This window comes from Cryobacterium sp. MP_M3 (assembly GCF_015752155.1).
Lineage (GTDB): Bacteria > Actinomycetota > Actinomycetes > Actinomycetales > Microbacteriaceae > Cryobacterium.
Genome location: NZ_JADOVI010000009.1, coordinates 96643 through 108176 on the forward strand (window position 1 = coordinate 96643; position 11534 = coordinate 108176).

Sequence of the window (11534 nt, forward strand, 5' to 3'; positions counted from 1 at the left end):
CGTCTCGCGGCCGGTGTCGCGGGTGGTCGTTTCAGTCAATGTCATTGCTTCACTCCCTAGTACGAACGTCATCGTCCGTGGTCCGAGGCTAGGTCGAGGTGCGTTGCGCGGGCTTGCGTGCAACGTTGCGCGCACCGTCGCGGGTCCTGCTGCGGTCGTGGGAGGGCACGTCGCACAGTCTGTGGATGATCCGTCCAATGATTCGGGTCGTAGCGCCCGCTAGATTCGGGAAGACCCACCCATGGGGACCGGTTCACCGTGTCCGCAAATGAACGGAGCAGGCGTGCAGCAGATCGACGGGGCCGACCGGCCCCTCTCCCGTCCTCTCGACGGCATCCTGGTCGCAGACTTCTCCCGGGTCCTGGCGGGCCCGCTCGCCGCGATGACGCTGGCCGACCTGGGGGCGCGGGTGGTCAAGGTGGAGCGGCCGGGCAGCGGCGATGACACCCGCTCGTGGGGCCCACCGCATTCGGCAACCGGTGCCACCTATTTCGAGGGCGTCAACCGCAACAAGGAGTCCCTGACACTCGACCTGTCGGATGACGCCGACCTCGCCGCCGCCCGACGGCTCGCTCTACGCGCCGACGTGCTCATCGAGAACTTCAAACCGGGCGGGATGGACCGCCTCGGGCTCGGCTACGGCGATCTCGCGGCGGACAATCCGGGCCTCGTCTACGCGTCGATCACCGGGTTCGGCAGCGAAGGAGGGGCCGACCTGCTCGGCTACGACTTCATGGTGCAGGCGCTGGGCGGGCTGATGAGCATCACCGGCGACACGGATGACCCGATGAAGGCGGGCGTCGCCGTGGTCGACGTGCTCACGGCGAAGGACGCGACGATCGGGATCCTGGCCGCCTTGCATGCCCGGGCGACGACCGGGCTCGGTGCGCGACTGGAGTTGAACCTGCTGTCGAGCCTGCAGGGGGCACTCGCCAACCAGGCCCAGGCCTACCTCGGCGCCGGAGTCGAGCCCCGGCGGATGGGCAACGCTCACCCGTCCATCGTGCCGTATCAGCTGCTCGCCTGCGCTGATGGACCTCTGGCGGTCGCCTGCGGGAACGACGGGCAGTTCGCCAGGCTCGCGGGGGTGCTCGGTGATCAGTGGCTGGCGTCGGATGAGCGGTTTGCGACGAACCAGGCCCGCGTCCACCACCGCGTGGAACTCGTGGACATCCTCGAGACGAGGCTGCGGGAGGCCCCGGCTCGCTCCTGGCAGGAACGGCTCACCGCTGCGGGCGTCCCGGCCGGCCGGGTGTCCACCATCGCGGAGGGGATCGACCTGGCCGATTCGCTGGGGCTGGAACCCACCATCGAGGTGCAGGATGCGTCGGGCGTGACCGTGGGACGGCAGATCCGGCACCCGGTCAGCTGGACGCCGCCATTGGCTCCGCGCACGGCCGCACCACCGGCCCTGGGCGAGCACAGCACTGCGATCCGTGCCTGGCTGGCTGCACCCTGACCCTCAGCCGACGGGCGACCGATCGGCGCCGCGCAGGGCCAGCCACAGGTTGGCCGCGACGTCGGGGTCGTCGAGGTCCGCGTCGATGAGCGTGGTGGCGATCGCGATTCGGTGCCTCAGCGAGTTGCGGTGCAGGTCGAGTTCGCGCGCGGTGGCCTCCCACTGGCCGCGGTTGCGCAGGTAGCTGCGCACTGTTCCGACCAGATCCGACCTGGTGTAGCCCCGGAGCGCATCGACCCAGGCTTCGGACCGTGGGTCGAGGGTGTCGACGAACGGGACCAGGTGCCCGGGCGAAGCCCGCCGGCAGGCCCTGCCGACCTCGGAGACGGCACCGGCGAGCTTGGCCAGGAGCAACGGCTCGCTCAGCGCCGCCGCGAAACGCCCCGGATTCACGGCCGGCTTGAATGACCTGTCCGCGGCTGCCGGCGGGTGCTCCTCCCGCGGCGCCGTTCCGGCCGGTTCGGCATCCGGCTCCTCGATCACCAGGTAGCAGAGGCCCTCGACGGTGCATTTCAGGCCTGATCGCCGGATGTTGCGGCGCAGTTCCGCGGAATCCTCGCCCGGCGTGAGTGCGGCGATCAGGTCCGCCAGCTCGTCGACGCTGAGCAGGTCCACCCCCTCACCCGTGACGGCCAGCAGCCGGGCTCGCTGCGGGAACGGGGCGAGGCCGAGCTCGGCCGCGGCGATTCGCGCGGCATCGACATGACCGTGCAGCAGCAGGGCCGCCGCGGTTCCACGCAGGATCGTGTTGGCCCGGCTGAGTTCCCAGGCCTGTTGCACCGTGACCGACAGGAGCATGCAGCCGGTCAGCATGAGCTGGCGGTCGGAGGGGCGAAGCGGCCGCCCGGCCCCGACCGCGAGGAAGCCGGCCGTGCGCTGGTCCGCGATGATCGAGTACTCCACGACGTCGGTCCCCAGTAGGGGGAACGTGGCGGCCGTGTGGGTTCCGGCCAGATTGAGTCGTGCCGTTTCTTCGCGCAGTTCAGGCAGCACACGGCTTTCCGCCGGCGGCCAGATCGATTCCGCGGTCCCATCCGCCGGGAGGTACACGGCCCACCCGCCGAGTGCCTCCGCGAGTGCCTTGACGACGGATGCCGCTGCCCCCGGCCGCGTGGCCGCGCGGGCGAGCCCGGTCTGCAGGCCGAGGTTCGCGGCGAACTCCGCCTGTTCCCTGGTCGCCACGAGATCCCAGTAGGCCCGCGAGACCGCCATGAACGGCGTCCCATCCGGAACGATGAGGAGCGCCAGTTCCGCCTCCCGGCAGACCTCGACCAGTTCGGGGGGAACGGTGTCGGTGCCCGCGCCGAGTCCCAGGCCGAGCGCTGCCACTCCCTTGTCGACGAGACGCTGGACATATCGGCGGACCTGATCGCCGCCTCCGGACAGGGGGATCCCCGTGGTCAGCAGAAGCTCGCCGCCTCCGAGGTACGGTGTCGGGTCATCCAGCTCCGAGATGTGCACTCCACTGAGGGTGCGGCCCACGGGGCGTCCGCCGTCTGCCCAGTGGAGATCGTTCCCCAGCCTTTCCTGGAGCTGCGTCAGGCTCATTGTCGCCACGTGGGGGCCCTTTCGACTCTGAAACGGGGAATACCTTGGACACTCTAGCCAAGGTCTGGCAGGTTCTTGGACGCTTCGTACGATGTCAAGCGTGAGGCCCTCGCTTACATTTGGGCGATGGACACAGCGACCGTTCCCCAATCCCGTCTTCTCCGCACCGCGATTCCGGGCCCCCGGTCCCAGGCTCTGCACGCCGAACGGGTGCAGCAGGTCTCGAGCGGGTTCGGGATCGCCCTGCCGGTGTTCATCGACCGGGCCGAGGGCGGCATCCTGCTCGACGTCGACGGCAACCGCATCATCGACTTCGCTTCGGGCATCGCGGTCACCAGCGTCGGAGCCGCCAACCCGCTCGTGCAGTCCCGGGTCAGCGAGCAGCTGGGCCGCTTCACCCACACCTGTTTCATGGTCACCGAGTACGAGTCGTTCACGGCTGTCTGTGCCTGGCTGAACGCCCGCACTCCCGGCGACTTCGACAAGCGCACTGCGCTGTTCTCCACCGGCGCCGAGGCCGTGGAGAATGCCATCAAGATCGCGCGGGCCGCGACAGGCCGGGCGAAGGTCCTCGTCTTCGACGACGCGTACCACGGACGGTCCCTGCTGACCATGGCCATGACCGCGAAGGAGAATCCGTACAAGATCACCTTCGGGCCCTTCCCGACCGAGATCGTGCGTGCGCCGATGGCGGCTCCGCTGCGCTGGCCGGGCGGCGCCGAGAATGCCACAGCCGAGGCGCTCGCCCGGGTGGAGGCGATCCTGGCCGAGCAGGGCCCCGCGACTTTTGCCGCCATGGTGATCGAGCCCATCCAGGGTGAGGGCGGATTCATCGTGCCCGCGCCCGGATTCCTGGCCGGGCTCCGAGACCTCGCGACCCGCCACGGCATCGTCCTCGTGCTCGACGAGGTGCAGGCCGGGATGGGACGCACTGGCACGATGTTCGCCAGCGAGCACGAGGGCGTCGCCGGGGACCTGCTCGTCACCGGCAAGGCGCTCGGCGGGGGCCTGCCGCTGACCGCCGTGACGGGCCGGGTGGAGCTGATGAACGCCGTGCACACCGGCGGACTCGGCGGCACGTACGCCGGCAACCCGCTGGCCTGCGCGGCTGCGCTCGGCGTCTTCGAGGCGTTCGAGAACGGGGACCTGCTCGCCGGGGCGCTGCGGATCGAGAGCACCGCCCGCCGCATCCTGGAACCGCTCGTGGCCGAGGATTCCCCGATCGTCGACTTCCGCGGGCGCGGCGCCATGCTCGCGATCGAATTCGCCGACCGGGAGACCCTCGAGCCGCGCCCCGAGCTCGCGACCGCGGTCGCCGCCCGCTGCCACCAGCAGGGGGTGCTCGTGCTCGTCTGCGGAACGTACGGCAACGTCATCCGTCTGCTTCCCCCGCTCGTCATCGGCCAGGACCTGCTCGAAGACGGGCTCCTCGTGCTGCGGGGAGCCGTCGAGTCCGTCTACGCGGAGCAGTCCGTCGGTGCGGCGGTGCACGCGTGAGCGGGCCTGCGGCGCCGGCAGCCGACCCCGGCTTCGACCCCGGCTTCGACGCCGGCGTCGACCCCAGCTTCGACCCGCGCACGGGGGAGCAGCATGGCGGCGTCCCGCACACGGCGCCCGAGCAGGTCGCCGAGATCCTGGGCCGGGCGCAGGGCGCGGCTCCCCGCGTCGCCGGCACCAGCCCCGCGACCCGGGAGACCTGGCTCGCCGCGATCGCGGACGCCCTCAGGGTCCACGAGGACGAACTGGTGCAGCTCGCCGGCGAGGAGACCGGCCTCGGCGCGGACCGGCTGCGCGGCGAACTCGCCAAATGCGCCGCCAGCACCGTCTTCTACGGCGCGGTCGCGGCCGAGGGCAGCTACCTGGGCGCCAGCACCGAGGGCATCGGCGGCGATTCCACCCTGTCCCGGTGGAACATCCCGGTCGGCCCGGTCGCGGTGTTCGGGGCCAGCAACTTCCCGTTCGGCTTCGGAGTGATCGGCCACGACGTGGCTTCGGCGCTCGGCGCCGGCTGCCCCGTCATCGTCAAGGCGCACCCGGCCCACCCTCGCCTCAGCGTGCGGCTGGCGGAGCTGGTCGCCGACTCCCTCGACCGGGCCGGAGCCCCCGTGGGCAGTTACGCCCTCGTCGTCGGCTTCGACGCGGGACTCCAGCTCGTCGACGCCGCGGAGATCACCGCGGTCGCGTTCACGGGCAGCCAGGGCGGCGGCATGGCGCTCGTGGCGCGCGCCGCCGCGCGCGGCGTGCCGGTCTTCGCCGAGATGGGCACCGTGAACCCGGTTTTCGTCACGACGGATGCCGCGGCCGACAGTGCGGGGATCGCGGCCGGCTTCGTCGGCTCCTTCACCCTCGGGGCAGGCCAGTTCTGCACTAAGCCCGGGCTACTCTTCGCGCCTGCCGGCGCCGGCATCTTCGACGCCGTGCGGGCCCAGCTCCGGCAGGTACCCCGGGCCCCGTTGCTGACCGCCGGGATCGCGCGCGGCTACCGGGCAGGGCTGGCCGGTCTCGCCAGGGCCGCCGAAGACGCAGGCGCCGAAGCCACGGACACCTCCCTCGACCCCGCCGACGGTTACGCGGTCGACCCGCAGGCCTTCCTGGTGCGGGTGGAGCAACTGCACCCCGGCTCGCACCCCGGCTCGCGCCTGCTGGAGGAGTGCTTCGGCCCGGTCGCGCTCGTCTGCGAGTACGAGGATGCCGCCGCCGCGCTGGACGCCCTCGCCCGGCTGCAGCCGAGCCTGGTCGCATCCGTCTTCACCGGCGGCCCCGGCGACCCGGAGTCGGCGGAGGTCGTCGCACGGCTGCTCGGCCAGGTCGGCCGGGTCGCGCTGAACGCGTGGCCGACCGGAGTGGCCACCAGCTGGTCCATGCAGCACGGCGGGCCGTGGCCGGCCACCTCCCGGTCCGACGCGACCAGCGTCGGCGCGGGCGCGCTGGACCGCTTCGTGCGGCCGGTCGCGGTGCAGAATGCCGATCCGGCGCACCTGCCGGCGGCCCTTCACCCCGACAACCCGTGGCGTATTCCCCGGCGCATCGACGGCCGCCTGACGCTGCCCACCGCCTGACGCGACACGATCCTGACCCCGCACGCACCACACACCGCACGCACCCGACTTCCGGCCCCACCCGACGAAAGCGAATCCCATGACTGATCTCTCGACCCAGATCGAACCCGCGCTGTCCGACTCTCCCGCCGGCATCGTCGCCGCGCCCCAGGTCGACACCTCGGACCTGATCGACATCGACTCCCTGCTCACCGCCGAGGAGGTGGCCCTGCGCGCTTCGGTGCGTGCCTTCGTCGATTCGACCATCAGGCCCAACATCGCCGGCTGGTACGAGAACGCGGTCTTCCCCCTGGAGATCGTGCCCGAGATGGCGAAGCTGGGCCTGCTCGGAATGCACCTGACGGGCTATGGCTGCCCCGGCCGCAGCGCCGTCGAGTACGGGCTGGCCGCACTGGAGCTCGAGGCCGGGGACTCGGGCCTGCGCACCTTCGTGAGCGTGCAGGGATCCCTCGCCATGAGCGCCATCCACAAGCACGGCTCCGAAGAGCAGAAGAACGAATGGTTGCCGAAAATGGCGGCCGGCGAGGCAATCGGATGCTTCGGGCTGACCGAACCGAACTCGGGCTCCGACCCCAGCAGCATGACCACGTTCGCCCGCCGCGACGGCGACGACTGGGTGATCACCGGCACGAAGCGCTGGATCGGCCTGGCCGCCGTCGCCCAGGTGGCCGTGATCTGGGCGATGACCGACGACGGGGTGCGCGGCTTCGTCGTCCCCACCGAGACGGCCGGGTTCACGGCCACCGTGATCGGCCCGAAACTCTCCATGCGCGCCTCCATCCAGTGCGAGATCGACCTGGACAACGTGCGCCTGCCCGCCTCGGCGATGCTGCCGAAGGCCAGGGGATTGAGCGGCCCGTTCGCCTGCCTGAACGAGGCGCGCTACGGCATCATCTGGGGTGTCATGGGCGCGGCGCGAGACAGCTACCTCACCGCCCTGGCCTACTCCGGCGAGCGGATGCAGTTCGACAAGCCACTGGCCGGCTACCAGCTGACCCAGCAGAAGCTCGTCGACATGGCGCTGGAGATCAACAAGGGCACCCTGCTCGCCCTGCACCTCGGCCGCCTCAAGGACGCCGGAACTCTGAAGCCGCACCAGATCTCCATCGGCAAGCTGGGCAACACTCGTGAGGCGATCACGATCTGCCGCGAGGCTCGCACGGTGCTCGGCGGCAACGGCATCACCCTGGACTACTCGCCGTTGCGCCATGCGAACAACCTCGAGAGCGTGCGCACCTATGAGGGCACCGACGAGGTGCACACGCTCGTCATCGGCAACCACATCACCGGTATCCCGGCCTTCCGCTGAGTTTCCGTCCCCGGTTCCACCCGCACCGAACACCCCACTCATCATCAAAGGAGATCGAATGAGTTCGCTAGCCATCATGGACGAGGCCCCCACCTCGAAATTCCACCGGAAGCTGCTGATCGCGTGTTGCGGGGGACCGTTCCTCGACGGGTACATCCTCAGCCTGATCGGAGTCGCCCTCGTCGGATTCGTCGCGGATTTCCCGGTGAGCCCCGTTCAGGTCGGCCTGATCGGGGCGGCATCACTGATCGGCATGTTCTTCGGGGCCATCGTTTTCGGCACCCTCACCGACCGCATCGGCCGCGAGAAGATGTACGCCGTCGACCTGATGGTCCTCGTGGGAGCCTGCTTCCTCACCGCGTTCGTCCAGGGTCCGTGGCAACTCATCGCCCTGCGATTCATCATCGGCCTGGCGATCGGCGCTGACTATCCGATCGCCACGTCGCTGTTGACCGAGTTCACGCCCGTGAAGAAGCGCGGCTACATGATCGGCCTCTCCGCCCTCGCCTGGGGGCTCGGTGCGATGACCGCCTTCGTGGTCGGCTGGGTGATGGTCACCGCGTCCGGCGGCTACGGCCTGTGGCGGTGGATGCTGCTCAGCGGCGCGATTCTCGGTGTCATCGTCGTGGTCATTCGCCGCGGCATCCCTGAATCGCCGCGCTGGCTGATCCAGAAGGGCCGGATAGCCGAGGCCCACGACGTGATCGAACAGGTCTACGGCCACCGGGACGTGTCCCTGAGCACGGTCAACACCGAGGACAAGACCCTGCCCACCCTCGAGGCTCTGCGCCTGGTCCTGAGCCGGAAGTACCGCAAACGCGTGATCATGTGCGGCGTGCTGTATTTCGCCCAGATCACCCCGCAGTACGCGATCTATATCTTCGGCCCGATGATCCTCCTGTCCTTCGGTTTGGAGGGAGGCAGCCTCGACATCATCGGCACGGCCGTGATCAGCCTTCTCTTCGTCATCGGCAATGCGGCGGCCCTGAAGCCGGTCGAGACCCTCGGCCGGCGCCCGATGACGGTCGTTCCCTTCGCCCTCATGGCGATCCCGCTGCTGGCGCTGTGGCTGCTTCCCCACGGGCCCGTGTGGTTCGTCATCCTGGCGTTCTGCTTCTACGCCTTCGTCTCCGGCGGCCCCAGCCTGATGGAATGGATCTACCCGAACGAGCTCTTCCCGACCGAGATCCGTGCCACCGCCGTCGGCATCGTCGTCGCCATCAGCCGGATCGGCGCGGCCACAGGCACCTTCCTGATGCCGATCGGCCTGGACCACCTGGGCGTCAGCGGGGTCATGCTCATCGGGGCGATCCTCACCGTGATCGGCTTCGTCGTCACCTACGCGTGGGCGGTCGAAACGAAGGGACGTTCGCTAGAGGACACCTCGTCGATCGCGATCATAACGCCCGAACAGCTGCGGGACGCCAGGGTGGCGGCCAGGTAGGGGCACAGACGCGCGGCGCCACCCGAGGTGAACTCACCCGGTCGGCGCCGCTGCTGCGTCTGCCCACGGGGTGTACTCACCCGGTTGCCACGCTGCTGCGTCTGCTCACGCTACCGCGTGCGCGCTCAGGGGCCCCCATCGACGCCCGCCCGCCCCGGCTCACCCCAGGCGTACCGGCGCTGGGGACGCCCCGTCCGGCCGTAACGCAGGGTGACGGATGCCTGTCCGCCGAGCACGAAATGCTCCAGGTATTTGCGGGCCACCACCCGGGAGAGCCCGAGCGCCTCCGCGCATTCGGAGGCGGCGATGTCGGGCGCGCTCGCCACCAGGGTGCGTTCGACCAGCGCGGCGGTCTCCCTGCTGAGCCCCTTCGGCAGCGGGACCAGGGCGTGCATCGACCCGGTCGCCCCGAGTGCCTGGTCGAGGTCGCTCTGGTTGAGATCGCCCGACCGGCCGAGCACGCGCCACCGCGTCGCGTAGGCATTCAACCTCGCCTGCAGCTCCGAGATCTTGAACGGCTTGAGCAGGTAGCTCACCACCCCGCCCTGCAGGGCCGCACCGATCGTCTCCGACTCCCTGGCGGCGCTCAGCACGAGGAAATCGACGTCCTGGCCACCCTCCCTGGCGCGGCGGATCACCTCGAGCCCGGTCATGTCGGGAAGGTGGATGTCGAGCAGCACCAGTCTGGGACGCAACGCCGTGATCAGTGCGAGCGCCTCCGCTCCCGAGTGCGCCACCCCCACCACGCGAAAACCGGGCAGCTGAGCCACGACCCGTTCATGCGCCCGGGCGACCATGAAATCGTCGTCGACGACGAGCACGTCACACATGGCTGGCCTCCCGATCGGGGCGGGCCGGTTCCGCCGTGAGCGGCAGCACCGCCTCGAAGACGGTCCCGTTCGCGTTCTCGTAGTCGACCCGGCCGCCGCGGCGCCCGGCGACCAGCCGCACGATCGCCAGCCCGTAGCCGTGGTCGGCGCCGTTCTGGGCGGGCGTCTTCGACGTCACCCCGACGTCGAACACGCGGCCCTGCAAGGCGCTCTCCACGCCGGGTCCGCTGTCGTGCACCCGCACCCGCACCGCGGCCGGCCCCGGCGCATCCGCCCCGGTCAGCCGGATGTCCACCGTCACCGTGCGGGTGCGGGCCCCGGTCACCGCGTCGAGCGCGTTGTCGACGAGGTTGCCGATCACGGTCACCAGGTCGGTCGACAGCCCGGCGTCCACCCGCGGCAGCCTGGCCGCGGGGGAGAGCGTGAGGTCGGCGCCGCGCTCGCGGGCGAGCGACGTCTTGGCGATCAGGACCGCGGCGACCGCGGGCTCCTCGATCCGGGCGAGCACGTCCCGGTCGAGCTCGGTGCGGTCGCGGGTGACCGCGTCGATGTAGTCGACGGCGGCGTCGCTGTCGCCGAGCTGCATCAGCATCGAGATCGTGTGCAACCGGTTCGCGAACTCGTGGGTCTGGGCGCGCAGGGTGTCGGTGGCCTGCTGGCTGCTGCCCAGGTCGCGCTGCAACGTGACCAACTCGGTGCGGTCGCGCAGGGTGGTGACCACCTCCGGCCGGGAACGCGGCAACCGGATCGTGGTCTGGTTGAGCACCAGCAGCACCCCGTCGTTGACGAGGGCTGTGTCGCGGTCGTTCGTGCCGTGCGCGCGCAGGGCGGCCACCGCGTCCGGGCCGAGGCCGACCGCGTCGATCGACCGTCCCTCGGCATCGTCGGGCAGGCCGAGCAGGGTGCGGGCGCTGTCGTTGGCCAGCGTGATCGTGCCGTCGGCGTCGACCGCGACCACGCCTTCGCGGATGCCGTGCAGCATCGCCTCCCGGTGCTCGACCAGCCGGGCGATCTGCTCGGGCTCCAGCCCGAGGGTCTGGCGTTTCACCCGGGCGGCGAGCCACCAGGACCCGGCGAGGCCGAGCACTCCGGCCACCCCGAGGTAGGTGAGCAGGTTCGGTGCGGCGGTGGCCAGCAGCCCGGCGAACGCCGGAACCTGGCGCCCGGCCACGATCATCCCCACCAGCCGGCCGGCGTTATCGAGCACCGGCACCCGGGCGACGACGTGGCTGACCGTGCCGAGCGGCGCGACACCCGACCACGACCCGTCGGAAGCAGGCCTCGGCCCCTCGAGCCGCAGGCTTCCGCCGAGCAGGCGCGGGTCGGCCGGCGAGGCGAGCACCCGGCCGATCGCATCCGTGACCAGTAGTTCGTCGACGCCGGTGGTGGTGCGCAACGTCTCGACCGGCGCGGCCAGGCGCTGCGGCCGGGACTCCGCCGGGTCCGTGCCGGCACCTGCATCGGAGCCGGCACCCGCATTGGAACCCACGGAGAGGATGCTGCGCAGCAGCGGGTTGGCCGCCGCATATTCGGCGACCGCGAGCATCCGTCGCTGCTGCATGCTCTCGAAGGTCGTGCGGGTCTGCTCGAGGGAGATGGCGGTGACCGCCACGAGCACGATGGCGAGCAGGCTCAGCTGGAAGACCAGGAGCTGGCGGGTCAGGCTCAGCCGGGGGCGCGGCGGCCCGGCGGCCAGTCCGCGCGCGGCGCCCCGTGCTGCTGTCGAACGCATCTGCCCTCCCGCCGGTTGCCTGGGCCGGTCGACGCTGTCCGGTCGACACTGGCCCTAAGGAATCGTCGCGCACAATGGGGGAGAAACGAAACCCGCACACAAGCTACACAACGTTCGCTAGGACCATAAGTTGTCGATGCCGGTGGAGGCATG

The 11534-nt window shown here is 70.5% G+C and carries 8 protein-coding genes; 5 read left to right on the forward strand and 3 right to left on the reverse strand.

The window, feature by feature from the left end:
- Window positions 1-268: 268 nt before the first annotated feature.
- On the forward strand, window positions 269-1459 hold the full coding sequence (locus tag IWX89_RS11715) for a CoA transferase (protein ID WP_196903736.1): 1191 nt from the start codon (window positions 269-271) through the stop codon (window positions 1457-1459).
- A 3-nt stretch (window positions 1460-1462) separates the two neighbouring features.
- Here the strand turns inward: IWX89_RS11715 and IWX89_RS11720 are convergent, their stop codons facing one another.
- Window positions 1463-3007: a PucR family transcriptional regulator gene (locus IWX89_RS11720; RefSeq protein ID WP_196903737.1), complete on the reverse strand. Its 1545-nt coding sequence runs from the start codon at window positions 3005-3007 to the stop codon at window positions 1463-1465.
- 126 nt (window positions 3008-3133) lie between these two features.
- Between IWX89_RS11720 and IWX89_RS11725 the strand changes: the two genes are divergently transcribed.
- The 4 genes from IWX89_RS11725 to IWX89_RS11740 all read left to right on the forward strand — a co-directional run bounded on the left by IWX89_RS11725 (window position 3134) and on the right by IWX89_RS11740 (window position 8819).
- Window positions 3134-4504: an aminotransferase class III-fold pyridoxal phosphate-dependent enzyme gene (locus tag IWX89_RS11725; protein WP_196903738.1), complete on the forward strand. Its 1371-nt coding sequence runs from the start codon at window positions 3134-3136 to the stop codon at window positions 4502-4504.
- Window positions 4501-6066 carry an aldehyde dehydrogenase family protein gene (locus tag IWX89_RS11730; RefSeq protein WP_196903739.1) on the forward strand — a complete coding sequence of 522 codons (1566 nt, stop codon included), beginning with the start codon at window positions 4501-4503 and terminating at the stop codon, window positions 6064-6066. Before IWX89_RS11725 ends, IWX89_RS11730 begins: the two co-directional genes overlap by 4 nt.
- A gap of 79 nt (window positions 6067-6145) precedes the next feature.
- The gene (locus tag IWX89_RS11735) at window positions 6146-7375 is read left to right on the forward strand and encodes an acyl-CoA dehydrogenase family protein (protein WP_196903740.1); all 1230 of its coding nucleotides are present in this window, start codon (window positions 6146-6148) and stop codon (window positions 7373-7375) included.
- Window positions 7376-7433: 58 nt separating this feature from the next.
- Window positions 7434-8819, forward strand: coding sequence for an MFS transporter (locus IWX89_RS11740; RefSeq protein ID WP_196903741.1), 1386 nt, complete (start codon window positions 7434-7436; stop codon window positions 8817-8819).
- 125 nt (window positions 8820-8944) lie between these two features.
- Here IWX89_RS11740 and IWX89_RS11745 read toward each other — a convergent pair whose 3' ends face one another.
- A complete protein-coding gene (locus IWX89_RS11745; protein WP_196903742.1) occupies window positions 8945-9649 on the reverse strand; it encodes a response regulator in 705 nt (234 codons plus the stop codon).
- On the reverse strand, window positions 9642-11381 hold the full coding sequence (locus IWX89_RS11750) for an ATP-binding protein (protein WP_231383203.1): 1740 nt from the start codon (window positions 11379-11381) through the stop codon (window positions 9642-9644). Before IWX89_RS11750 ends, IWX89_RS11745 begins: the two co-directional genes overlap by 8 nt.
- Window positions 11382-11534 lie beyond the last annotated feature (153 nt).